At 74.5% G+C, this 24274-nt stretch carries 17 protein-coding genes and 1 tRNA gene; 8 read left to right on the forward strand and 10 right to left on the reverse strand.

Annotation, left to right across the window (positions count from 1 at the left end):
• Positions 1–74 precede the first annotated feature (74 nt).
• Both CNX65_RS01890 and CNX65_RS01895 read left to right on the forward strand, forming a co-directional pair.
• Positions 75–920 carry an SDR family oxidoreductase gene (locus tag CNX65_RS01890; protein ID WP_096491226.1) on the forward strand — a complete coding sequence of 282 codons (846 nt, stop codon included), beginning with the start codon at positions 75–77 and terminating at the stop codon, positions 918–920.
• 86 nt (positions 921–1006) lie between these two features.
• Positions 1007–1243 (forward strand): hypothetical protein, encoded by a 237-nt coding sequence (locus tag CNX65_RS01895; RefSeq protein ID WP_096491227.1) that lies wholly within the window; start codon positions 1007–1009, stop codon positions 1241–1243.
• Between the two features lie 93 nt (positions 1244–1336).
• Here CNX65_RS01895 and otsB read toward each other — a convergent pair whose 3' ends face one another.
• The 3 genes from otsB to CNX65_RS01910 all read right to left on the reverse strand — a co-directional run bounded on the left by otsB (position 1337) and on the right by CNX65_RS01910 (position 6883).
• Complete coding sequence (otsB, locus tag CNX65_RS01900) at positions 1337–3865, reverse strand: trehalose-phosphatase (protein WP_096491228.1); 2529 nt, start codon at positions 3863–3865, stop codon at positions 1337–1339.
• A gap of 78 nt (positions 3866–3943) precedes the next feature.
• Entirely contained in the window at positions 3944–5380 is a 1437-nt protein-coding gene (locus CNX65_RS01905) for an alpha,alpha-trehalose-phosphate synthase (UDP-forming) (RefSeq protein ID WP_096491229.1), read from the reverse strand.
• A gap of 108 nt (positions 5381–5488) precedes the next feature.
• Entirely contained in the window at positions 5489–6883 is a 1395-nt protein-coding gene (locus tag CNX65_RS01910; protein WP_096491230.1) for a threonine/serine exporter family protein, read from the reverse strand.
• A 306-nt stretch (positions 6884–7189) separates the two neighbouring features.
• On the opposite strand from CNX65_RS01910, the gene CNX65_RS01915 reads away from it, so the two are divergent.
• Both CNX65_RS01915 and CNX65_RS01920 read left to right on the forward strand, forming a co-directional pair.
• A tRNA-Thr gene (locus tag CNX65_RS01915) sits at positions 7190–7262 on the forward strand.
• A gap of 551 nt (positions 7263–7813) precedes the next feature.
• The gene (locus tag CNX65_RS01920; RefSeq protein WP_096491231.1) at positions 7814–8785 is read left to right on the forward strand and encodes a helix-turn-helix domain-containing protein; all 972 of its coding nucleotides are present in this window, start codon (positions 7814–7816) and stop codon (positions 8783–8785) included.
• Positions 8786–8905: 120 nt separating this feature from the next.
• On the opposite strand, the gene CNX65_RS01925 is transcribed toward CNX65_RS01920, so the two are convergent.
• The 5 genes from CNX65_RS01925 to CNX65_RS01945 all read right to left on the reverse strand — a co-directional run bounded on the left by CNX65_RS01925 (position 8906) and on the right by CNX65_RS01945 (position 16691).
• Positions 8906–10480 carry a methyl-accepting chemotaxis protein gene (locus tag CNX65_RS01925; protein WP_232519666.1) on the reverse strand — a complete coding sequence of 525 codons (1575 nt, stop codon included), beginning with the start codon at positions 10478–10480 and terminating at the stop codon, positions 8906–8908.
• A gap of 201 nt (positions 10481–10681) precedes the next feature.
• Positions 10682–12190, reverse strand: coding sequence for a GAF domain-containing protein (locus CNX65_RS01930; protein WP_218181336.1), 1509 nt, complete (start codon positions 12188–12190; stop codon positions 10682–10684).
• A 255-nt stretch (positions 12191–12445) separates the two neighbouring features.
• Positions 12446–14098, reverse strand: coding sequence for a vWA domain-containing protein (locus CNX65_RS01935; RefSeq protein WP_096491234.1), 1653 nt, complete (start codon positions 14096–14098; stop codon positions 12446–12448).
• Between the two features lie 482 nt (positions 14099–14580).
• A complete protein-coding gene (locus tag CNX65_RS01940; protein ID WP_096491235.1) occupies positions 14581–15990 on the reverse strand; it encodes a sensor histidine kinase in 1410 nt (469 codons plus the stop codon).
• Complete coding sequence (locus tag CNX65_RS01945) at positions 15990–16691, reverse strand: response regulator transcription factor (protein ID WP_096491236.1); 702 nt, start codon at positions 16689–16691, stop codon at positions 15990–15992. The genes CNX65_RS01940 and CNX65_RS01945 overlap by 1 nt, the downstream gene beginning before the upstream one ends.
• A 153-nt stretch (positions 16692–16844) precedes the next feature.
• Here CNX65_RS01945 and CNX65_RS01950 point away from each other — a divergent pair, with 153 nt between their 5' ends.
• The 3 genes from CNX65_RS01950 to CNX65_RS01960 are packed head-to-tail and all read left to right on the forward strand — an operon-like array spanning position 16845 to position 19333.
• Positions 16845–18188 (forward strand): ferredoxin reductase family protein, encoded by a 1344-nt coding sequence (locus CNX65_RS01950; RefSeq protein ID WP_096491237.1) that lies wholly within the window; start codon positions 16845–16847, stop codon positions 18186–18188.
• Positions 18189–18225: 37 nt separating this feature from the next.
• Entirely contained in the window at positions 18226–18615 is a 390-nt protein-coding gene (locus CNX65_RS01955) for an FMN-binding protein (RefSeq protein WP_096491238.1), read from the forward strand.
• A 4-nt stretch (positions 18616–18619) separates the two neighbouring features.
• Positions 18620–19333, forward strand: a complete 714-nt coding sequence (locus CNX65_RS01960; protein WP_096491239.1) for an FAD:protein FMN transferase — start codon at positions 18620–18622, stop codon at positions 19331–19333.
• A 310-nt stretch (positions 19334–19643) separates the two neighbouring features.
• Here CNX65_RS01960 and CNX65_RS01965 read toward each other — a convergent pair whose 3' ends face one another.
• Both CNX65_RS01965 and CNX65_RS01970 read right to left on the reverse strand, forming a co-directional pair.
• A complete protein-coding gene (locus tag CNX65_RS01965) occupies positions 19644–19826 on the reverse strand; it encodes a hypothetical protein (protein WP_096491240.1) in 183 nt (60 codons plus the stop codon).
• A 340-nt stretch (positions 19827–20166) separates the two neighbouring features.
• On the reverse strand, positions 20167–21204 hold the full coding sequence (locus tag CNX65_RS01970) for an ADP-ribosylglycohydrolase family protein (RefSeq protein ID WP_096491241.1): 1038 nt from the start codon (positions 21202–21204) through the stop codon (positions 20167–20169).
• A gap of 171 nt (positions 21205–21375) precedes the next feature.
• Between CNX65_RS01970 and CNX65_RS01975 the strand changes: the two genes are divergently transcribed.
• Positions 21376–24198: an AfsR/SARP family transcriptional regulator gene (locus tag CNX65_RS01975; protein ID WP_096491242.1), complete on the forward strand. Its 2823-nt coding sequence runs from the start codon at positions 21376–21378 to the stop codon at positions 24196–24198.
• The last annotated feature ends 76 nt before the right edge of the window (positions 24199–24274 follow it).

A 24274-nucleotide genomic window follows, 5' to 3' on the forward strand; every position in this document is an offset into this window, starting at 1 on the left:
CCGGAAGCCCTCCCGGCGCAGCAGGCTCAAGGCGTCCCCAGAGCGCGACACCCGAACCCCGGAGGCACCACCCCATGACCACCCCCACCACCTGGTTCGTCACCGGCGCGTCGAAGGGCCTCGGCCTCGAACTCGTCCGCCAGCTGCTCGCGCGGGGCGCCGACGTCGCCGCCACCTCCCGCTCCGCCGACCGCCTCCGCGCCGCCCTCGCCGACGCCGACACCACCCGCCTGCTGCCGCTCACCGTGGACCTCGCCGACGAGGCCGACGTCCAGCGCGCCGTCACCGCCGCCGCCGAGCGCTTCGGCCGACTGGACGTGGTGGTCAACAACGCGGGCTACGGCTACCTGGCCGCCGTGGAGGAGACCACCGCCGAGGCCGTCCGGGACATGCTGGACGTGCAGGTCGTCGGCGTGTGGAACGTGCTGCGCGCCGCGCTCCCGGTCATGCGGGAGCAGCGCTCCGGCCGGGTCGTCAACATCTCCTCGGTGCTCGGCCTGGTCTCGCTGCCCGGCTGGGCCCTGTACTGCGCGGGCAAGTTCGCGCTGGAGGCCCTGACCGAGGCGCTGGCGGGCGAGGTGGCCGAGCACGGCGTCGAGGTCACCCTCGTGGAACCCGGCTACTTCCGCACCTCGTTCCTCAGCCCCGACTCCCTCGCGCTGCCCGAGACCACCACCGACCACTACCCGCGGATCCGGCGGATGGTCGCCGACCACCGCGCCCTGCAGGGCTCCCAGCTCGGCGACCCGGCGCGGGGCGCGGCCGAGATCATCGCGCGGGCCTCGGTCGCGGGCGCGCCGCTGCGCCAGGTCCTCGGCTCCGACTCGCACGCCTACGCCACCGCCAAGGTCGACGCCCTGCGCGCGAACCTCGCCGCCGAGGCGGACAGCGCCCCCAGGACCGACCACCCCACCGCCTGAGCCGCACCGACCGAGCCACGCCGACCAAGCCCTGCCGACCGAGTTCCAGCCGACCCCAACCATCCACAGAGGACAGCGGAACCCCCGTGAGCCGCACCCTGATCGTCATGTCCGCCGCCGACGCGCGGGAGCGCACCGACGGCTACCGCCGCCCCGCCGGCCACCGGGCCGAGGAACCGGCCGCCCCGCACGCCCGGCGCGCACCACGTGCAGGGCGCGCCCCGTTCACCAGGCGCGACGGCACCCTGGTCACCGGCCGGAACCCGGCGTCCGGCGCCCCCGCGGTCGACCTCGTGCCTGCGGCGCTCGCCGAGCGGTCCTGACGCGCCGGTGGCGACAAGCCGGAACCCCCGCCCCCGGCCGCGAGGCCGGGAACGGGGGTTCCGCGTCGATCACCGCCCCGCGGGGCGGTCAGCTCACTTCGCCAGCAGCTGCGCGCACCGGATCAGCCCGAGGTGGCTGTACGCCTGCGGGTGGTTGCCCAGCGAGCGCTCCGCGATCGGGTCGTACTCCTCCGGCAGCAGCCCGGTGGGCCCGGCGGCGTCGACCATCTGCGCGAACAGCTCCTCGGCCTCCGTCCGCCGACCGGTCAGCAGGTACGACTCGATCATCCACGCGGCGCACAGGTGGAACCCGCCCTCGTCGCCGGGAAGACCGTCGTCGCGCCGGTACCGGTACACCGTGGACCCGGACCGCAGCTCCGCCTCGATCGCGGTGACCGTGGCCTGGAACCGCTCGTCCGTCGGGTCGATCAGCCCGGTCAGCCCCACGTGCAGCGAGGCCGCGTCCAAGTCGTCGCCGTCGTACGCGGTCGTGAAGGACTGGGCGACGTCGCTCCACCCGTTCTTCAGCACGTCCGTGGCGATCGTGTCCCGCAGCACCGGCCACGACGGGTCGAGGGCGCGCCCGTACTGCTCGGCCAACCGCACCGCGCGGTCCAGCGTGACCCAGCACATGACCTTCGAGTACACGTGGTGCCGGGGAGCGTGCCGCTCCTCCCAGATGCCGTGGTCCGGCTCGTGCCACCGCCGCGCCACGGCCTCCGCCATGGCCTGGACCATCCGCCAGTCCTCGTCGGTGAGCGCGCCGCGCGCGCTCGCCAGCTCGGCGACCAGGTCCACGACGGGCCCGAACACGTCCAGCTGCACCTGCTGGTTCGCCAGGTTGCCCACGCGCACCGGCCGCGACCCCGCGTAGCCGGGCAGCGTGTCGATGACCGCCTCGGCGCCCAGCATGGTGCCCTGCAGCGTGTACAGCGGGTGCAGCCGCTCCGGGCCGGGCAGCGTGTCCAGCACGCCGTGCACCCAGCCCAGGAACGCCTCGGCCTCGGTCAGCGAGCCGACCGACACCAGCGCCTGCGCGGTCAGCGCCGCGTCCCGCAGCCAGCAGTAGCGGTAGTCCCAGTTCCGGATGCCGCCGAGCTCCTCGGGCAGCGACGTGGTCGCCGCCGCCATGATGGCCCCGGTCTCGTGGTGCACCAGGCCCTTGAGGGTCAGCGCCGACCGCAGCACCAGCTCCGGCTCGACCGACGGCAGCTTCAGCGTCGCCGCCCAGTCCGACCAGAACCCGCCCGCGCGGGCGCGCCGCTCGGGCTCGCCCAGCGTGCTCTCGGACAGGTCGTCCGTGCCGCAGCGCAGCTCCAGCAGGATCGCCGCGCCCTCCCTCGGCCGCACGACCGCGACCGCGGTCTCCTGCACGCCGTCGCTGGTGATCTCCCAGTCCACGCCCGGCGAGCGCAGCACCATCGGCTCCGAGGTGCCCGCGACCCGCAGGCCGTCGCGCTCGCGCAGCAGCCGCACCGGCACCTGCCCGAACTCGGGCCGGGGCGCGAAGGTGATGACCGCGTTCGTGGACCCGCTGATCCGCCGCACCAGGTCGGTGCGGTGGCCCGGCAGGTCGTGGTCCAGGTAGTCGGTGACCAGCAGCCGCGACCACCGGGTCTCCACGACCATCGTGCCCGGCACGTAGCGCTGGCCCAGCGGCAGCGAGCCGTGCTCCGGCTTGATCGTGAAGTGGCCCGCGGACGGGCCGCCGAGCAGGTCGGCGAACACCGCCGCCGAGTCCGGCTCCGGGTGGCACAGCCAGTTCACCCTGGCGTCCGGGGTGACCAGCGCGACCGACCGCTCGTTGGCGAGCATGGTCAGCCGCTCGATCGGCACGGCCTGGTCGCCGTGCAGCCAGTTCCTGCGCTCCTCCAGCAGCAGCGCCAGCACCATCGCCACGTCGGGCGAGTCGGTGATGTGGTACTGCGCCAGCGTCTCGCCGTCGCCGACCTTGATGCCGACGTCCGGCCCGGACAACCGGGCGAACGCCTTCTCGTCCGTGACGTCGTCGCCGACGAACACGGACGCCGTGGCGGACACGCGGTGGCGCAGGACGTCGAGGGCGTGGCCCTTGTCGGTCTGCACCACGGCGAGCTCCACCACGGCCTTGCCCTCGGTGACCTGCACGCCGTCCCACGTGCAGGGACCGGTGCGCACCGCCTCCAGCACGCGCTCGCCGACCTCGGCGGGCGCCCGCCGCACGTGCACGGCGATGCTGGCGGGCTTGATCTCCAGTGACACGCCTTCGCTGCCGTCGACGAGCTTCTCGAGCTCGTCCTCCAGCCTGCGGTGCAACGCCCTGGCGTCCGCGTCCAGCGCGTGCACGAAGCCGACGTCGAACTCGGAGCCGTGCGAGCCGACCAGGTGCACCTCCGCGGGCAGCCTGGACAGCGTCGCCAGGTCGCGCAGCGCGCGCCCGGAGATCACGGCGGTCGTCGTCTCGTGCAGCCCGGCGAGCGAGCGCAGCGCGCCCACCGCCTCCGGCAGCGGTCGGGCGTCTTCGGGGTTCTCCACGATCGGAGCCAGGGTGCCGTCGTAGTCGCAGGCCACCAGCAGTCGTGGTGTCCTGGCGAGCTGGACGATGGCTCGACGAAGTTCGGCGGGGAGGGCCTCGGCCGTCAACGCCCCTCCTCAGTGCTCGGGTGACGTAAGGTCTAGGTTCAGCTGAACCGACTCGTTCCTGAACTTGCTTGGAACGGTTCAGACGGCTGTTTGCGCGCCCAAGGCTTCAAGGAACGAGCGAGCCCATCGGTCGACGTCGTGCGTGAGGACTTGGCGGCGCAGAGCGCGCATCCTACGGCGGCCCTCCGCGGGATCGAGAGCTAGGGCGTCCTCAAGCGCTTTCTTCACCCCGTCGAGGTCGTGCGGGTTGACCAGGAAAGCCGAGGTCAGCTCCGCCGCGGCCCCCGCGAACTCGCTCAGCACGAGCGCCCCGCCGAGGTCGTGCCTGCTCGCCACGTACTCCTTGCAGACGAGGTTCATCCCGTCGCGCACCGGCGTCACCACCATGACGTCGGCGGCGAGCATGAACGCGGTCAGCTCCTTGCGGTCGACCGACTGGTGCAGGTAGTGCAGCACCGGCCTGCCGACGCGGGAGAACTCGCCGTTGAGCCTGCCCACCATGCGCTCGATGTCGCCGCGCATCTGCTTGTAGTGCTCGACCCGCTCCCGGCTGGGCGTGGCCAGCTGGACCATCACCACGTCCTCGGGCGCGACCCTGCCGTCCTCCAGCAGCTCGTTGAGCGCCCGGAGCCGGACGTCGATGCCCTTGGTGTAGTCGAGCCGGTCGACGCCGAGCAGCACCTTCTTCGGGTTGCCCAGGTCCTCCCGGATCTGCCTGGCCCGCGCCTGGACCTCCTTGGAGCGGGCCAGGGCGTCCAGCGCCGAGGAGTCGATCGAGATCGGGAACGCGCCCACCCGCACCGTGCGGTCGCCCACCTGCACGACACCGGGCCGCGTGCGCACGCCGACCGCGCCCCGGCTGGGCTCGAGGCCGACCAGCCTGCGGGCCAGCCACAGGAAGTTCTGCGCGCCGCCCGGCCGGTGGAACCCGACCAGGTCCGCGCCGAGCAGGCCGCGGATGATCTCGGTGCGCCACGGCAGCTGCATGAACAGCTCGACCGGGGGGAACGGGATGTGCAGGAAGAAGCCGATCCGCAGGTCCGGCCGCAGCTCCCGCAGCATCGCGGGCACCAGCTGCAGCTGGTAGTCCTGCACCCACACCGTCGCGCCGTGCGCGGCGACCTTCGCCGTCACGTCCGCGAACCTCTGGTTCACCCGCACGTAGGTGTTCCACCAGCGCCGGTGGAACGCGGGCCGCTCGACCACGTCGTGGTACAGCGGCCACAGCGTGCCGTTGGAGAACCCCTCGTAGTAGTCGGTGACCTCGGCGGTGCTGAGCGACACCGGGTGGAGCTGGAGGCCGTCCTCCTCGAACGCCTCCACGTCCGCGTCGGCCACGCCGGGCCAGCCGACCCACGCGCCGCTGTGCACCCGCAGGAACGGCTCCAGCGCGCTCACCAGCCCGCCGGGGCTGTGCTTCCACCGCTGCGTGCCGTCGGGCAGCCGCTCCAGGTCGACCGGCAGGCGGTTGGCCACGACCAGGAAATCCGCGCCGTTCTCGCCAATGCTGCTCACCGGGTAGCGCCTCCTCAAGGATTCGTCTCGCCCACGCACGAGGTTAGTGGGGGTGCGGGGGCTGGATGCCCTGCCGTCACCCCCGTCACACCGGGTTCACCTGTGGGATTACTCCGAACGACGTCGTGTTGGCCACAGCGGGCCGGACAGCCGGGGCCCCGCGAGGCGCCGCTCCAGCCTGCCGAAGCCGGTGCGCACCGGCTCGCCGAGGAACTCGCCGAGCGCCACGCCGCTGGCCAGCGCCAGCGCGGTGCCGCCCGCGTAGACCAGGGTGGACAGCCCGGCCGGGTCGCCGTCGGCGGTCAGCTGGTACAGGCCCCGGTAGATCGTCCAGCCGGGCAGCAGCGGCACCATGCCCGCGACCGCCACCACCAGCGGCGGGGTGCGCAGCTTGCGGGACACCAGCGCGCCGACGAAGCCGACCAGGGTGGCCGCGGCGGCGGCGCAGACGATGGTGTTCAGGCCGGTGACCGCGAGCAGCCCGTACGAGGTGGTGCCCACCGCGCCCGCGCCCGCGGCCACCAGCAGCGCCTTGGGGCGGGCGTAGCTGGCCAGCGCGAAGAACATGGACGTGGCCGCGCCGGTGGCCAGCTGGAGCGGCACGGTCGAGATCAGCGCGGGCAGCGGGTCGGCCATCGTGGTCAGCACGCCGAGCTGCACGCCCGCGCGCAGGGTCAGCGCGACGCCCGCGATCAGGCCCGAGGTGAGCATGACGATCTCCACGAACCGGCCCGCCGCCGTGACGTTGTAGCCCGTTATGGCGTCCTGCACGGTGCCCACGAGGGACAGCCCGGACAGCAGCACCACGATGCCGGTGGCCACCAGCAGCGACGGGCGCACGCCGGGCAGCAGGTCGGTGGCGTACAGGGCGAGCGCGAACGCGGTGGCCAGGATCCCGCCCGCCGCCTGCTGGAAGAAGAAGGGCAGCGAGCGCCGGTTCAGCAGGCGGCCGACCCGGTCGACGAGCGCGGTCACCAGCGCGGCCGACAGCGCCAGCAGGGCGCCGCCGCCCACCAGCAGCGCCACCGAGGCCGCCATGCCCGCCCACGCCGCCGTGGCCACCCAGCGGGGGTACGGGTGCGGGGCGGTGGTGATGCGGTCCAGCTCGGAGTAGGCCTCCTCGGCGGTCACCTCGTTCTCGGCGATCCGCCGGATCAGGTCCTCCAGCGTGTCCAGCCGGGTGTAGTCCAGTCCGCGCGAGCGCACCACGCGCAGCGAGGTCACCGGTGCGGCCGAGGTGCCCCGGTGGCAGGACACGGTGATCGCGGTGAACGTCACGTCCACCTCGACCCTCGGCATCCCGTAGGCCTGGGCCACGGCGCTCACCGTCGCCGCCACGTCGGCCGCCCCCGCCCCGCTGGCCAGCTGGACCTCGCCCACGCGCAGGGCCAGGTCCAGCACCAGGTGGACCACGGGCGCGTCCGGCAGGGACGGACCCTCGACGGGACGCCACAGGTCGGGCAGCGTCGCGGGCTCCCGGTACCGCTTGCGCCTGGTCGACACCAGTGCTCACCTCCGCCAAGATCGTCACTGCGCCACGCCGACATCGCCACACCAGTAGCTGTGGCATCGGACACCCCTGATAGGGGGACCCTGCCCCGGTGAGTTGATCACGGTGCGTCGAGCATCGTCGATGCCGCTGGCCAGCGGTTTCCAGCTCTCCCGCAGCCGTGTGGACGGTACCCCCGTCCTGCGGATGGCCCAACCGCTCGACCGGCTGAGCGCACCGCTCGGCGCAAGTGGCACGAGTGGGGACCACTTACGATGTGCCAGGCTTCCGCCCGGAAGGCAGCAAGGGCCGAAGGTCACGCCGGTGTAGCTCAATTGGCAGAGCACTCGCCTTGTAAGCGAAAGGTTGCGGGTTCAAGTCCCGCCACCGGCTCCGCGCCCCCGTTCCGCGTTTCCGCGCGGGGCGGGGGTTCCGCTTTTCCGGGGGTGACCGCCGGGGGTTTCCGGCGGGTGTCCGAACCGGAATGCGCGCGCGGTCGGGCGGGGGTGTTCGGTGGTGGGGTCCGCGGGTTGCGGGGATTCCCGCGCCCGGTCCGGCGCGACGCGCTCCCGCGCTGGTGCGGTCCGGTGCGGACCCCTTTCCGGCGCGGGCGGCGATGTGGCTGGCTTTCGGTTCCGGGCTGTTGTTCGTTGATTTGTTTCAACGCGGGGCGCGCGGCGGTGGCGGGGCCTTCGGGGCGCGGCGCGGAGTGGCGGTGCGGGCGTCGCGCGCGGCGCGCTCTCCGGTTCGACCTTCAGCCAAGCGGAAATCGACCCGCGCATTCGGCGCGCGGGGAGGTGTCGGCCCCCGTCCGCCCGGAGGCGGACGGGGGTTTCGGCTTGTTGCTCTCGCTCTCGACGTGGCTGCCGGAAGCGCTGCTCTGTTCGGTGCGGCCTGCCCGGAACCGCTGTGCGCGCCCGACCAGGTGGTTAGCGTCAGCCGGTGTGCTGCGCATCCACTTCACGGACGCCGACCTGGCGCGCACCGAGCTGGCCCGCGACCCCGACCCCCTCTGGGAGACCGTGCTGGGCCTCTACCGCCTGGCGAACGACGACGTGCCGGTGTTCGAGCCGTGGCGCAACCGCGCCCGGCTCGCCGTGGTGGAGCGCGGGGTGCAGGCCCAGGTGCGGATGGTCCGCCAGCTGGTGCCGCGCGAGGGCTACTTCCCGGACTTCCTCACCCCGGCCGAGGGGCGGCACGGCATCGCGGCGGGGCTGGAGGCGGTGCGCGGCACGCCGTCGCTGCGGCTGCTCGGCGACATCGCCTACGCGGCCCGCAGCCGCCCGCTGCCCGCGTGGGCCCACCGGGTGGCCCGGTGCGACCGGGACGCCCTGGACGAGCTCGTGAGCGCGCTCAAGGGCGTGCACGACGTCCTCGTGCGCCCGGCGTGGGAGGACGCGCAGGCGGCGGTCGCGGCGGAGCGCGCGGTGCTCGGGCGGACCATCCTGGACGCGGGCGTCCACGCCGCGCTGGAGACCCTGCGCCCCACCCTGCGGTGGAACCCGCCGGTGCTGGAGGCCGACTACCCGAAACCGCTGGACGTCCGGCTCGGCGGGCGCGGCGTGCTGCTGATCCCGTCCTACTTCTGCTGGGGCAACCCGGTGGCGCTGGTGGACCCCGCGCTGCCCCCGGTGATCGTCTACCCGGTCCGCCACCCGGCCAGCTGGACGCCCGACCGGTCCCGCTCGCTCGGCGCGCTGCTCGGCCGCACGCGCGCCGCCGTGCTGGCCGCGCTGACCGGGACGGCCACCACGACCGAGCTGGCGGCCAGGCTGCGGCTGTCCCCGGCCTCGGCGAGCGAGCACGTCGGCGTGCTGCGCGACTCCGGCCTGGTGGTGAGCAGGCGCGAGGGCCGCACCGTGCTGCACTCCCTCACCCCGCTCGCCCAGGCCCTGCTGGAGGGCCGCCGGGCCTGAGCGCCACCGGCCCTGAGCGCCGCCCGGCCCGAGAACCGCCGGAAACGGCACCGGGAGGCCGGCGGGTCAGCCCGCCAACCTCCCGGTGGTCCCTGCGCGGGGGCCGCCCCCCGCCCGACCTCAGATCCGGAACCGGTCCACCTGCTCCTGCAGCTCGGCCGACATCCGGGACAGCTCCACGGCCGCGCCCTGCGTCTCCACCACGGTCGCCGAGGTGGTCCGGGTCGCCCCGGCCACCGTCGAGATGCTCCCGGCGATCCGGGTGGTCCCGACCGCGGCCTCGTTGATGCCGCGGTTCATCTCCTGCGTGGTGGCGGTCTGCTCCTCCACCGCCGAGGCGATGGTCAGCTGGTAGTCGTTGATCCGGGCGATGATCTGCCCGATCTCCTCGATCGCGGTCACCGCGCCGCCGGTGTCGGCCTGGATCGCCTCCACCCGCCGCGAGATGTCCTCGGTGGCCTTCGCGGTCTCCTGGGCCAGCTCCTTGACCTCGTTCGCGACCACCGCGAAGCCCTTGCCCGCCTCACCGGCGCGCGCGGCCTCGATCGTGGCGTTCAGCGCCAGCAGGTTGGTCTGCTCCGCGATCGAGGTGATCACCTTGACCACGTTGCCGATCTCCACCGACGACTCGCCCAGCTTCGCCACGGTCGCGTTGGTCACCGCGGCGGCCTGCACGGCCTGCGCCGCCACGTCCGCCGCGTCGCTCGCGGACTGCGAGATCTCCTGGATCGCCGCGCCCATCTGCTCGGCCCCGGCGGCGACGGTCTGCACGTTCCGCGAGACCTCCTCCGAGGCCTCGGCCAGCTCGTCGGTCCGCCCGGCGGTGTCCTGCGCGCTCCCGGCGATCCGGTCCGCCGAGGAGCTGAGCTGCCGCGAGTTCACCGCGAGCGCCTGCGCGCTGCCCGCCAGCGCGGCCACGGTGCCCCGCACGTTCTGGGTCGCCCGGTTCACCGCCAGCGCCATCTCGCCGACCTCGTCCCGCGAGTCCACCGGCGCCGACCCGGTCAGGTCGCCGTCGGCCATGCCGGTCAGCACGTCGCGCACCCGCTCCAACCGGCGCCCGATGCTGCGGCCGGTCAGCAGCGCCAGCGCCAGCGCCGCGGCGAGCCCGACCACCAGCACCACGGCCGTCCACAGCCGGGCCGACTCGACGGTCGCGTCGGCGGCCTCGGCCGCCGCCTGGCCGTCGGACTGCTCCAGCGCCGACAGCGCGGCGATCGCGGAGTTCATGCCGTTCTCGGCGTCGACGAACGCCTTGCCCAGTTCGGCCGGGCTGGTGGGCACGGTCACGCCCGCCGGGGCCGCGTCGCCGAACAGCACGACGTTCAGCAGCCCCCGGTAGGTGTTCCAGGAAGCGCCGTACAGCTCGACCTGCTGGCGCCACCCGGCGCTGGACGACGGCGTCGAGGTGTAGGCGGAACCCGCCGCGTCCAGATCGGACTCGGCGTCCTTGACCAGCTTCTCGCCCTCGGCCTTGCCCTCGGCCGAGGCCGCGCTGTCGAACAGGTACATGCCCCGGTACATGGCGGCTGTCGCGTTCTGCACGCGCAGCAGGTTCGCCTGCCGGACCATGCTCTCGTTCTTGATGCCCTGGACCTGCTCGTTGAGCGCGCCGAGGCGCACCCACGACACCACGCCGGTCACCAGCGCGACCAGTGCGACGAGGCCGACGGCGAGCAGGATCTTCACGCTCACGCGCGCGTTCGTCCACCACCCCGCGCCGGTGGTGGCGGATCGGTCCGTGGGGTTGCCCATGGTGCTCCCTCTCGGGTGGTGGTTGCCCGGTCGGGTGACCAGGTCTCGGGGCCCCGAACGACCGCGCGCCACGCCTCCTGAGGGGAATCCGGGAGGACGTGGCGCGGGTCGCACGAGCGGGTGAGCGGAGGTCCGGGGCGGTCAGGCCCCGACGATGTCGCGGGTGACGGCGGCCTGCTCGGTCAGCACGCCGCCGATCATCGTCTGGGTCTCGTTGATCCGGTCGACGATGTGCTCGATCTCGGCCAGCGAGGTCACCACGCTGCTCGCGTCGGACTGGATCGCGCTGATCAGCCGCGCCACGTCCTCGGTCGCGCGGGCGGTGCCCTGCGCGAGGTCCTTGACCTCGTTGGCGACCACGGCGAAGCCCTTGCCCGCGTCACCGGCGCGCGCGGCCTCGATGGTGGCGTTCAGCGCGAGCAGGTTGGTCTGCTCGGCGATGCTGTTGATGACCTTCACGACGTCGCCGACCTCGTTGCTGGACTGCGCCAGCCTGCCGACCGCCTGGTTCGCGCCGCTGGTCAGCGTCGCCGCCTCGGCCGCCACCCCGGTCGCCCGCACGACGTTGCGCTCCACCTCCTCGATGGAGGTCACCAGCTCCGCGCCCGCCGAGCTGATCCGGGTCGTCTCCCTGATCCGCTCCAACGACTGCGACACCAGGAAGGCCGTGTTGCGCAGCGCGTCCGCCCGGCTCCCGGTCAGCTCGATCTCCGACAGGGAGAAGAAGTCCATCGTGCCCACGACCGCGCCGTGCACGACCAGCGGCAGGCACACCCCGGACTTCACGCCCACCCGCCGCGCCGCGGGCGCCCGCACGCAGTCGGTCATCTCGGCCAGGTCCGGGACGAACAGCATCTCGCGCGACTTCCAGGCCCGCCCCGCCAGCCCCACGCCCTGCCGGAACGAGGCCTCGCGGGTGATCCGGCGGAACTCCTCGCCCGCGTCGCCGGACTCGGTGACGAACCGCAGCTCCTGCCCGGTCGGGTCCACCGCCCAGAACGAGCCGTACGCCCAGCCGAACTCGCTGCGCACCGTCTCCAGCGCCTGCCGGGTCGCCTCCTCCTCGGAGGCGGCCGAGCCCAGCCCGCGCAGCACCGCGTTCACCGCCTGGATGTCCAGCGCCGCCGCGGCCTGGTGCTCGACGTCGGCCACCCGCTCCATGGCCTGGGCGACCAGCAGCCCGATGCTGCGCAGCACCTCCAGGCGCTGCTTGGACGGGTTCAGCTCCTCCAGGGAGAAGAAGTCCATCGTGCCGACGACCCGGCCGCCCTCGGTCAGCGGGAAGCAGATGCCGGACTTCACGCCGACCTTCTGCGCGACGGGCGCGCGCACGCAGTCCCGCAGCGTGCCGAGGTCCCCGACGAACACCAGGTCGCGGCTGCGCCAGGCCCGCCCGGACAGGCCGACGCCCTCGGCGAACGACGCCTCCTGCGTGACCTTGCGGAACTCCTCGCCCGCGTCGCCGGACTCGACCGCGAACCGCAGCGCCCCGCCCGTCCCGTCCACCTGCCAGTAGGAGCCGTACACCCAGCCGAACCGCTGCCTGACGACGTCCAGCGCGGCCTTGGCGGCGTCGCGGGAGGACCTGACCCCGTCCAGCGCCTTGACCACGGCGGTCACCGCGGCGGTGTCCTGCTCCGCCTCGGCCAACGCCCCGGTGGCTCGCGCGAGTTCCGCTCTGACTCGGTTGCTGGTGAACGGCACGACGGTGCTCCGCTCTCTTCGCCGGACTCTGTTCGCCGGTCTCGGTCGGAGGATCGCCAACGGCCGAGTCGAGCTGAGGGGTAACCGAGATCCCCCTGAGCGGATCGGGCGACCCCTCAGGTCGAGGGGCCGCCCTGCCGTTCCCAGAACCCGCTCAGGGCTCCCGCGCGCCTACTCCTCCTCCGCCTGCTCCTGCTCCACCTACTCCTTCTCCACCAGGACCTGGTAAGCGACGCCGCCCAGCTCCTCCTCGCCCAGGCGCTGCACCACGTGCAGCAGGTACTCGCCGCCCGGCTCGCCGCCGTGGAACTCCAGGCCCGCCGTGAACCGCTCGCCGGGCCGCACCGCGATCCCGGTCAGCGCCGCCTGCTTCGGGTCGAGCACCTGCACGGCCGTCTCACCGACCCGCTCGATCCCGCGCGCCTGCCCGCCCGAGGCCTGCCACCGCTCGAACAGCTCCCGGCCCAGGTCCACCACGACCTTGCCCGCGCCGACGAACGGCTTGCCGGGGCTGGTGAACAGCAGGTCGGTGCGGATCTCCTTCTCCACCGCGTTGCCCAGGGTGAAGCTCGTGCGGCCGGGCGCGGTCGGGCGCACCCGCACGGTGTCCACGTTCCGCCACGCGATGTTGTTGTTGTTCTTCGCGTTCTGCGCGGTGTTGGGGCCCTCGACCCAGGTCATCGGGTCGTTCGCGGACACCCAGCGCGCCAGCAGGCAGAAGTGGCCGGGTCCGGGCACGTTCGTCCACGGCACCTTCACCACGGTCGTGCCCGCCGGGACGGTCGCGGCCTGCTGGCCGATGAACGTCCAGTCGCCGCCGGTCGCCTCGTTCCACACCGTCGACCCGCTCGGGTTCACCCAGTACAGCTTGAGCGTGCCCGCGCCCGTGCCGGACCCGTACGGGCCGGGGTTGTTCAGCCGCACGTGGATCCAGCTCGTGGAGCCCACGGGCGGCTGGTAGGTCGTGGCGCAGTCCGCCGTGGTCGGGCAGACCTTGATGTCCGGGCTCGCCCACACCGGGTCGGTCCCGTTGGGCTCGACCCCGGCGTCGGTGGCCTGGTCCCGCAGGAACACGTCGGTGCGGCGGCAGTCGGACAGCGCCCTGCGGATCGCGTCGGCGGTGCCGCTGCCGTCCGCCTGGGCCTGCACGTAGACGCCGCTCGTGGTGGTGGCGTAGTTCTGCATGATCGGCGCGATGGTCGGCGTCATCGACGGCGAGGTGGGCACGTAGACCGCTGACAGCTTGACGCCCGCCGCGAGCGCGCTGTTCGCCACGGCGGTGGCGCTGGCCTGGTCGGCGGCCGTGAAGGCGTCGTCGAAGCCGCCGGGGCGGGCGTCGGTCACCAGCACCACGAACTTGCGCGCGTTCGAGCGCCACGGGCCGGTGAAGTCGGCGTTCTGCGGGATGCCCGCCGCCGGGCGCAGCGACACGGCGGTGCGCAGCGCCTCGTCGGAGGCCTCGGGCTCACCCCCGCCGCCGCTCGCGGCCAGCACGTTCGTCACGTAGCTGGTCACGGCGCCCGCGTTGCCCGCCGCCAGGCCGGTGACCACGTTGATCGAGTCCTTGAACGTGACCAGCCCCAGCCGGTAGTCCCCGCCGGACGACGACACCACGTCGCCGACGACCGCGTTGATGCTGGTCTTGATGTTGTTCAGGGCCCCGCCCATGCTGCCGGTGTCGTCGAGCGCGAACACCACGTCCATCGGCCCGCACCGGGAGGCGGCGGGCGCGGCGGCGGCCACCTGCGCCACCCGCTCGGTCGGGGGCGCCGCGTGCGCCACGGCGTGCGGGGCCGCGGCCAGCGCGGCGGCGGCCAGCGCCACCGCCGCGGTGGTTCTCCGGGGAACAGCCATCTTCCGGACCTCCCTCGCTCACACCCCGGCCGCTGCGCCGGGGGTCTGCGGACCGCGCCGGGACCTCGGTGTCCCGGCACGCCGGACGGAGGTGCGGGGGAATGCCGGAAATACGCCCCGATACGGGGACGTCGGGTTTCGGAAGAAAGCTCGCGCGGGCGATCCTATGACCTTTGTAGGGGGTGCCAGTTCACCCGCCGGGAGGAATCGCCGACGTGGTTCCGGGCGGCGAAGGGGCGGGGTCCGCACCTGGTCGGGGGAGTGGCGGGGCATCCCGACCACGACCTGCGCCCTGGCGGCGCAACCGGCGGAAAACCGTCACCGCGCTTCGGGAAGCCGCACCGCCGGGGGTGTCCGGGGGGTTGTCGGGAGCGCGCGCGGGGAACCGCATTGATCGGGTTTCCGCTCAGGCTCCCGGACGAGCGCGGGAAGTTCACCGGAAAGGTGGTTGTCCCCGCGCCGCCGACCGGGGTCGGGGACGGTCAGCGCGGCAGCGTGATCGTGAACGTCGTCGAGCCCGGACGGCTCTCCAGGTCGACCCGCCCGCCGTGCGCCTCCACCAGCGACCGCGCCACCGCCAGCCCCAGCCCGCTGCCACCCCGGTCGCGGGTGCGCGAGTGGTCCACCCGGTAGAACCGGTCGAAGATCCGCTCCTGGTCGCGCGCCGGGATTCCGGGGCCCGAGTCGCTCACCCGCACCACCGCGTGACCGCCCACCACGTCCACGGACACCGACACCGCCGTGCCCTGGGGCGTGTGGACCGCCGCGTTGGTCAGCAGGTTGTCCAGCACCTGCCGCAACCGCCCCGCGTCGAACCGCGTCGGCACGCTCGGGCGCGCCACCGCGAGCGCCACCGGGTGCCCCGGCCGCGCCACCCGGAACGCGTCCACCGCCTGCCCGACCAGCTCCACCAGGTCGCCGCTCTCCAACCGCACCGGCAGCTCGGCCTCCGCCGAGTCCAGCCGCGCCAGCAGCAGCAGCTCCTCCAGCAGCACGCTCATCCGCGCCGCCTCGGCCCGCAGCTTCTCCAGGTGCGCCTCGCGCTCCTCCGGCGCGTTGGCCGCCGCGTACCTGAACAGGTCCGCGTACCCCCGGATCGAGGTCAGCGGCGTGCGCAGCTCGTGCGAGGCGTCCGCGATGAACCGGCGCAGCCGCTGCTCGGCCGCCGTCCGCGCGGCCAGCGAGGTGTCGATGTGCTCCAGCATCGTGTTGAACGCCGTCCGCAGCTCGGCCACCTCCACCCCGCCGTACGAGCCCTCCGAGCGCACCGGCAGCCGCGCCGAGTCGGTCAGGTCGTGCGAGGTGATGTCGTGCGCGGTGCGCGCCATCTCGCTCAGCGGCTGCAACCCGCGCCGCAGCACCGCCCGCCCGACCACGACCAGCGTCACCAGCGCCAGCGCGAACAGCGCCACCAGCACCATGGTCAGCTGCTGCACGGTCGTGGTCAGGTCGTCCATGGGCGCCGCGCTCACCAGCACGGTCCCGTTGCCCGCGGGGCAGCCGCGCACCCGGTAGGTGCCCTCGCCCTCGAGGTGGACGGTCTTGAACACCGGCTGGGAGCCGGTGACCAGCGTGGCCACCTTCGCCATCGGCCGGTCGTCGCCCGGCAGCTTGTGCGTCGGCAGCGGCCTGGCCACCCCGTCCCGCACCTCGTACACCGCGTAGTACCAGCCGTACACCGGCCCGAGGACGTCGCCGTTCTCCTTGAAGTCCTTCTCCTGCGCGATCTGCGTGGACTTCATCTGCGCGTCGAGCTTGCGCGCCAGGTAGTCCTCCATGGAGGTCACCACCAGCGCCCCGACCAGCCCGAACACCGCCAGCGCCAGCGCGCCCAGGCCCAGCGCGAGCCGGGTGCCGAGCCGCATCCTGCGCCCGGTGACCAGCTCGCGCATCAGTTCGGCGCCCGGCGCAGCACGTAGCCCACCCCGCGCACGGTGTGGATCAGCGGCTCGTCGCCCTCCACGTCCAGCTTGCGGCGCAGGTGCGACACCACCAGCTCCACCACGTTCGAGCGCCCGCCGAAGTCGTACTCCCACACGTGGTCCAGGATCTGCGCCTTGGTCAGCACCGTGGGGGAGCGGCGCATCAGGTAGCGCAGCAGCTCGTACTCGGTCGGCGTCAGCGTCACCAGCCGGTCGCCGCGCCGCACCTCGCGGGTGTCCTCGTCCAGCGCCAGGTCGGCCACCTTCAGCACCGAGCGCTTCCACGACGGCCCGGTGCTGCGCCGCAGCACCGCGCGCAGCCGCGCCATCAGCTCCTCGACCGAGAACGGCTTCACCAGGTAGTCGTCGCCGCCCCTGGTCAGGCCCGCGACCCGGTCGGCGGTGCCGTCGCGCGCGGTCAGGAACACCACCGGCACCATCGCGCCCTCGCCGCGCAGCCGGTCCAGCACGGTGAACCCGTCCACGTCGGGCAGCATCAGGTCCAGCACCACGATGTCCGGCTGGAAGTCCAGCGCGGCCCTGATCGCCGCCTCGCCGCTGCCCGCCGTCACCGCCTGCCACCCCTCGTAGCGGGCGACCGTGGCCACCAGGTCGGCGATGTGCGGCTCGTCGTCGACGACGAGCAGTCGGACCGGTGAACCGTTCTCCACGCCTACATCCTGCGCCAGGCGGCGGCCCGCGCGGCACCGGGCCGACCGCCGACAGCGAATCGACAGGAGCCGACAGCCGATCGACAGGTCCGGAACAGGACCGCCACAGCTTCGCGGCCCAAGCTTGCGGCAGTCCCCACCCGAGGAGCCCCCGTGACAACCCTCCAGGCCCAGGCGCCCGCGGTGCGCCCGAGAGCGGTGGCCCGCACCGGCCTCCACGCCGTGCTCGGCGCGAACGCCGCCGTGGTCGCGGTCCTGTTCGCCCAGGCCGGGTTCGGCTCGAACGCGCTGATCCTGCTCGGCAGGCTCACCGGCCTGTACGCGGCGCTGGCGCTGGCGTTCCAGTTGCTCCTGGTGGCCAGGCTGCCGTGGTTCGACCGGCGGCTCGGCATGGACCGGCTCACCGCCTGGCACCGCGCCACCGGCATCTCGGTGCTGTGGCTGCTGGTGGCCCACGTGGTGTTCGTCACCACCGGCTACGCGCAGCTCGCCTCGCTGCCGCCGCTGGACGAGCTGGTGCACCTGGCCACCACCGTCGAGGGCGTGCTGCGCGCCGCGGTCGCGGTGGTGCTGGTCCTGGTGGTCGGCGGCGCGTCCGCCCGCTGGGCGCGGCGCAGGCTCGCCTACGAGACCTGGCACTTCATCCACCTGTACGCGTACCTGGCCGTGGTGCTGGCGTTCTCGCACCAGGTCGCCGCGGGCACCACCTTCACCTCCTCGCCGCTGGCCACCGCCTACTGGTGGGCGCTGTGGGGCGCGGCGCTGGCGGCGGTCCTGGTCGGCCGGGTCGGCCTGCCGCTGTGGCGCAACCTGCGGCACCGGCTGCGCGTGGCGACCGTCGTGCCGGAGTCGGACGACGTCGTGTCGATCCACATCACCGGCCGAGACCTGGACAAGCTGCCCGCCCGCGCGGGCCAGTTCTTCCTGTGGCGCTTCCTGGAGCGCGGGCGCTGGTGGCAGGCCAACCCGTTCTCCCTGTCCGCCGCGCCCGACGGCCGCTCGCTGCGGCTGACCGCGAAGGCGCTCGGCGAGGGCAGCGCCTCGCTGCGCTCGCTGGAGCCGGGCACGCGGGTGTTCGCCGAGGGCCCGTACGGCGCGTTCACCGCGCTGCACCGGACCCGGCCGAACGCGCTGCTGATCGCGGGCGGGGTCGGGGTGACGCCGGTGCGGGCGCTGCTGGAGGAGATCGGCGGGCACGCCGTGGTGGTGTACCGGGTCAGCGAGCGGCGCGACGCGGTGCTGCTGGACGAGCTGCGCGAGCTGGCGCGGGCCAAGGGCGCGGTGCTGCACGTGGTGACCGGCGCGACCGCCGACCACGCCCCCGACTCGCAGCCGCTCGGGGCGCGGGCGCTGGGCGCGGCGGTGCCGGACGTGCGCGAGCGCGACGTGTTCGTGTGCGGGCCGGGCCGGATGACCGAGGCCGTCCTGGCGTCCCTGCGCGAGCTGGGCGTGCCGCGGCGGCAGGTCCACGCCGAGCGCTTCACCCTGGCCCGGTGAGGGCGCTGTCCGCGTTGCCGCTCGAGGAGGAGAAGTCGTGAAGAGGGCGATCCCGGTCCTGCTGCTGACCGTCGCGGGCCTGGTCCCGCTGTGGCGCTACGAGCCGCAGGCGGAGACGACGGTGGCCGCCGAGGCCCCGGCGGACCCCGGCTCCGGTTCCACCGCGGCGGGCCGGGTGGTGGCGGGCGAGGTGCAGGAGACCCGGTACGGCCAGGTGCAGGTGCAGCTCACCTACGAGGGCGACCGGATCACCGCCGTGACCCTGCTCAAGCAGCCGAGCAGCGCCCCGACCCGGCAGGCGGTGCCGGTGCTGGTGGAGGAGACGCTGGAGGCGCAGAGCGCGGAGGTCGACTCGGTCTCCGGCGCGACCACGACCAGCGCCGCCTACGTGAGGTCGCTGCAGTCGGCGATCGACTCGGCGGAGTGAGCCCGTGCGCCACGTCGAGCAGGTCATGGGCTTCCCGGTCTCGGTCAACGTCCCGGACGGCGGCGGGCACGGCGCGGCGATCGCGGACGTGTTCGAGTGGCTGCACGAGGTCGACGCCCGCTTCAGCCCGTTCAAGCCGGACAGCGAGGTGAGCAGGCTGGGCCGGGGCGAGGACGTCGAGCCCTCGCCCGACCTGGCGCACGTCCTGGCGGTGTCCGAGTGGTACCGGGAGGCCACCGGGGGCGCGTTCGCGGTGCGCCGCGCGGGCGCCCTGGACCCGTGCGCGGTGGTGAAGGGCTGGGCCGTCCAGCGGGCGGCGGACCTGCTGCGGGCGGCGGGCGTGCCCCGCTTCGTCCTGAACGCGGGTGGCGACGTCGCGACGGAGGGCGGCCCGTGGCGCGTGGGCGTCCGCCACCCGGACCGCCCGGACCGCTTCTGCGCGGTGCTGGAGGTGGACGGCCTGGCGGTGGCCACGTCCGCGCGCTACGAGCGCGGCGACCACATCGTCGACGCCAGGACCGGCGAGCCGGTGACCGCCCTGCTGAGCCTGACGGTGGTCGCCCGCTCGCTGGAGGTGGCCGACGCGACCGCGACGGCGGCCTTCGCGCTGGGCCGCGAGGGCGTGGCGTGGGCGGCGGCCCGGCCGGGCTGCGAGGTCCACGCCGTGGACGCAGACCGCGGGGTCCACCGCACACCGGGCCTGCCGCTGGCGCCGTGAGCGCTCCCGGCGGTCGGGGGAGATCCACAAGGGACGGTGCCGGATTCCGCGGAACCACGTGACCGGACCGAGGACCTCTGCTACGGTTCCGCGCACGGGGTTTCCCCGCTCCACGCAGGTCAGCCAGGTGCTGCGCTCGGGGCGCCGCCCAGGCGACCAGCGGGAGAGCCGACCTCGGTCGCACGCTTTCGGGAACGCGCGGCCGAGGACGGCTTCTCATCACAACCCCGAACCCGGCACGGGGATTCCGCGCCCGCCCTCGTTCGGGGAGTTCCTCCGGCCGTGCGCTGACCGGGTCGACCACGCCCGCTCAGCCCTCCCCGCGGACCAGGGACAACGCGTCCGCCAGCAGCCGCTTCCCCGCGCTCCTGCTCCGCGTGTCCGCGCTGTCCAGCAAGTCGACCGCCACCACCAGGCGGGGCGCGAGCGCGAGCCCGTCGACCACCCGCGCCGTGCGCAGGTGCCAGTCCTCGCCGCTCTCCTCGACGCGCACGAGCAGGTTCCCCGCGTGGACTCCACCAGGAAGAACTCGTCCACCAGCCCGGCCACCGCCGAAGCGCCCACGTGCACCTCGCCCTCGCCGGAGTGCGAGAGCCCCAGCCCGCAGGTCGCCGCCGCGCTGATCCCCCCGGCGACCACGGCCTCGTGGGCCAGCAGCTCGACGAGGTCCCCCTCGGCGACGCGGTACCGGGTGGCCGTGGCGCGCCTGCGCAGCCACGACCGGTGCGCGAAGGCGCTCTCGGCGACCCGCTGCTCCGCGCTGTCGGCGCTGATCACCCACCGGGAGCCGATCCGCCTGTGTCAGCGACAAACCCCGACACAAAACTGCCCGCTCACCCGTACAGCGACTCGTCGAACTCCAGCCCCGACACCGAGCACCCCAGGTCCGCCCCGAGCGCGGCCAGCACGTCCACCAGCTCCAACCCCGCCAACCACTCGCGCGGGAGCCCCGCCGTGCCGTGCAGCGCGCCCAGGATGTTCCCCGTCAGCGAGGCCGTGGCGTCACTCCCCCCGGAGTGGTTCGCCGCCGTCCGCAGCGCGTCCACGACCTGCGACCGCTTCGGGTACACCAGCGCCGTGTGCACCGCGATCGCCAGCGCCTCCGGCCCGGTCCACCCGCTCCCCAGCCGGTCCACCCGCACCGGCCCGCCGGTCGCCCGCTGCTCCTCCGCGTACACCACCGCGCGGTTCAGCGCGTTCGCCGTGTACGGGTCGTCCCGCAGCACCCGCCCGATCACCTGGTCCACCGCCTCGCGCAACGGCCGCCCGCGCACCGCCAGCAGGTGGATCAGCAGCGCGAACGCCCCGCCCGACACCCACCCCCCGGTGCCGCCGTGCGTCAGCGCCGCGAACCGGCACCCCAGGTCGTACGCGATGTCCGGGTGCGGCGCGAAGCCCGCCGGGGCCGTCCGGGTCACCCCGTTGCAGCCCGACGACTCGTTGATCGGCGCCTCCGGCGTCGGCGGGGCGTCGGCGGCCAGCGCGCGCAGGCACGTCAGGCCCGGCGACCGGCTCGCGTACAGCCGCCCCTGCGCCAGCAGCCCGGTGGCGCCCTCGTCGGGCGCGGCGAACTGCTGGGTCACCAGCCACCTGCGGTAGCTGTTCCACACCTCGTCGACCGGCTCCCACTCGCCGGTGCGCTTGCCGCGCACCCACGCCCGCAGGTACCCGTCCGCGCTGAACAGCGTCAGCTGCGTGTCGTCGGTCACCAGCGCGGGCCACGGCGGCTCCAGCACCCCGTCCGGCCCGTGGTCCCGCTGGATGTCCGGCAGGCCCAGGTACTGCACGGGCGCGCCGAGCGCGTCGCCGAGCGCGCCGCCCAGCAGGCACGCCGCGCCACGGTCCACCACCGCCATCGGCTCGCGCGGCACTCGCCCTCCTGCACTGCGGCGCATCCGGGGGCCAAACCCCAACCGCCGTTCGGTCGTCCGGTCATCGCACCACAGAAGTTGTCCGGACAAACACTACTCGCAGGTATCCACCGGGAGATGTGGCGCACCTGAACGTGTGACCGGTTCACGAAAGACGGCGGGGGGAGGGACATGGGTGACCGGAGCAGGTGCGGTCTCGAGTTCGGCGTCCTCGGTCCGCTCAGGGTGGTCGCGGACGGCGGGCCCATCGCGATCGGGCGCAGGGGGGTGCGGGCGCTGCTGGCGGTCCTGGTCCTGGAGGCCAACCGGGTCGTGCCGATCGACGAGCTCGTCGACCGCCTGTGGGGCGACGAGCCGCCCGCGACGGCCAGGACCATCGTCCACGGCTACGTCTCGCGGCTGCGCAAGGTCCTGGACGCGGCGGACCCGGCGGGCTCCGCGCGCATCCTCACCACCCCGCCCGGCTACCAGCTGGCCGTCGACCCGTGGCGCCTCGACCACCACCGCGCCCGCAGGCTGATCTCCTCGGCGCGCGGCAAGCCCGCCACGTCCAGGGCCCCGCTGCTGCGCGACGCGCTGCGGCTGTGGCGCGGCCCGGTGCTGGCCGACGTGCCCAACGCCCCCGGCAGCGACCTGGCCGAGCTGCGCCTGGTCGCCCTGGAGGAGCGGGCCGCCGCCGAGCTGGAGCTGGGCCACCACCTGGAGGTCGTCGGGGAGCTGCGCCAGCTGGTCGCCGAGCACCCGTTCCGCGAGCGCCTGGTCGCCCAGGCCGTCCTCGCCCTCTACCGCTCCGGCCGCCGCGCCGACGCCCTCGACGCCTACCAGCGCTTCCACCGCAGGCTCGTGGACGAGCTGGGCATCGACCCCGGCCCCGACCTGCGCGCCTTGCACGAGCGGGTGCTGCGCGACGACCCGGCCCTGCTGCCCGCCAGCGCCCCCGAGCCCCCCGGCGCCGCCCCGCGCCCCGGCGTGGTCGTGCCCGCCCAGCTGCCCGCCGCCGCCAGCGGCTTCGTCGGCCGCGACGAGGAGCTGGCCTGGCTCGACCGGCTGTGCGACACCCGCGACCGGGACGCCACCACCACCGCCGTCCTCGACGGGCCGCCCGGCATCGGCAAGAGCGAGCTGGCCGTCGCCTGGGGCCACCGCAGGTCCGCCCAGTTCCCCGACGGCCTGCTGTTCGCCCAGCTCGGCGGGCACGCCGACGACGAGCGCGCGCGGGTCGGCCCGGACGAGGTGCTGGCCAGGTTCCTGCTCGCGCTGGGCGTGCCCGCCGACGCCGTGCCCAGGGGGACGGCCGACCGGGTCGGCCTCTACCGCTCCGTGCTGGCGGGCCGCCGCGTCCTGGTCGTGCTGGACGACGCCCGCGACGCCGAGCACGTCCGCCTGCTCCTGCCGCCCGGCTCCGGCTCGCTCGCCCTGGTCACCAGCAGGCTGCGCCTGGGCTCGCTGGTGGTCAGCGCGGGCGCCCGCGTGCTCACCCTGGACACCCTCGCCGAGGACGAGTCGGCCCGGCTGGTCGACGAGGCCGTGGGCAAGCCGCTGTCCGAGCAGGAGCCCGACGCGGTCCGCGACCTGGCCCGGCTGTGCGGCAACCTGCCGCTGGCGCTGCGGATCGCCGCCGCCAGGCTCGTCTCCAGTCCGGAGTGGGCGGTCGCGTCGCTGGTCGACGCGCTCGCCGACGACAGCACCCGCCTGCGCGCGCTCGACCTCGCCGACGCGGACGCGGGCGGCGGCGTCGGCGTGGCCCGCGCGCTCGCCCTGTCCTACCGGGAGCTGCCGGACGAGCTGGCCGAGGCGTTCCGCGCCGCCGGGCTGGTCCCCGGCCGCAGGGTCACCGCGCAGGCCGTCGCCGCGCTGTGCCGGACCGACGCGGGCACGGCGGGCCGCCGCCTCGCCGAGCTGGCCGACGCGCACCTGCTGCTGGAGCGCGGGCGCGGCGACTACGCCCTGCACGACCTGGTCCGCCTCTACGCCAGGGAGCTGCTCGCCGACGTCCCGCCCGAGCGCACCGCCGCCGCCCTCGGCAGGCTCCTGGACCACTACCTCGCCGCGTGCGACCGGGCCCGCAGGCTGCTGCGCCCGGCCACCGACGGCCTCGACCCCGGCCAGTCCGACCACCGCGCCGCCCGCCCCGCCACGTCCGGCCAGGCGCTGCTGTGGTTCGACAAGGAGTGGCCGAACGTCGTCGCCCTGGCCAGGGCGGGCGCCGAGCGCGGCCTGCACCGCCGGGTGTGGCAGCTGGTCCGGCTCGTGCACACCCGCTGCGCGGTCCGCGCGGTCGACGACGGCTGGTCCGAGCTGGCCGCCATCGGGCTCGGCTCGGCCCGCGCCGCGGGCGACCCGCGCGGCGAGGTGCTGGTGCTGCACGCCGCGCACAGCGTGGCGCTGCGCACCGGCCCGGCGCCCGGAGCGCTCGCGGACGCCCGGCGGGCGCACCGGATCGCCGAGGGGCTGGGCGAGGCCCGCTACCTGGTGCTGGCGCTCGACCAGCTCGCCTCCGCGCTGCTGGCGACCGGCGAGACCGAGGCGGCCATCACCCGCTACCGCGAGGCCGTCGAGGCGGCCCGCCGCGACGGCGACGTGCTCGGCGAGGCGCACGTGCTCAACAACCTCGCCCAGGCCGAGCAGGCCGCCGGGCGCAGGGAGACGGCGGCGCGCCACCAGTTCCAGGCCGCGGAGCTGTTCCACCGCACCGGTGACCAGCGCGGCCACGCGCTCGCGCTCGGCAACCTCGCCGAGCTGTACGCGGAGCTGGACCTGCTGGCCGAGGCCGAGGAGAGCGCGAGGCAGGCCGTGCAGCTCGCGGTCGGCGGGACCGCCCAGTACGAGGAGGCGTTCGGCCGCCAGGTCCTCGGCGCGGTGCTGGCCGGGCGCGGCGAGCGGTCGGCGGCGCGGGCCGAGCTGGCGGAGTCGCTGCGGCTGTTCGAGCGGCTCGGCTCGCCGAGGGCGGCGCAGGTCCGGATCGCGCTGGACGGCCTCGGCGGGGAGTTTTAGCGGCTGTTTAGTCCGCTGTCCGCCGAACGTGGCAGGTTGGGCGGCGCGCGCGGGCCTCGCCCGCGCCAGGGGTGGT

This window comes from Actinosynnema pretiosum, from assembly GCF_002354875.1.
GTDB classification, from domain to species: domain Bacteria; phylum Actinomycetota; class Actinomycetes; order Mycobacteriales; family Pseudonocardiaceae; genus Actinosynnema; species Actinosynnema auranticum.

Coding starts and splice junctions, on each gene's coding strand:
- CNX65_RS01890 (WP_096491226.1), top strand. CDS start 75: ATGACCACCCCCACCACCTGGTTCGTCACCGGCGCGTCGAAGGGCCTC.
- CNX65_RS01935 (WP_096491234.1), bottom strand. CDS start 14,098: ATGGCTGTTCCCCGGAGAACCACCGCGGCGGTGGCGCTGGCCGCCGCC.
- CNX65_RS01940 (WP_096491235.1), bottom strand. CDS start 15,990: ATGCGCGAGCTGGTCACCGGGCGCAGGATGCGGCTCGGCACCCGGCTC.
- CNX65_RS01975 (WP_096491242.1), top strand. CDS start 21,376: ATGGGTGACCGGAGCAGGTGCGGTCTCGAGTTCGGCGTCCTCGGTCCG.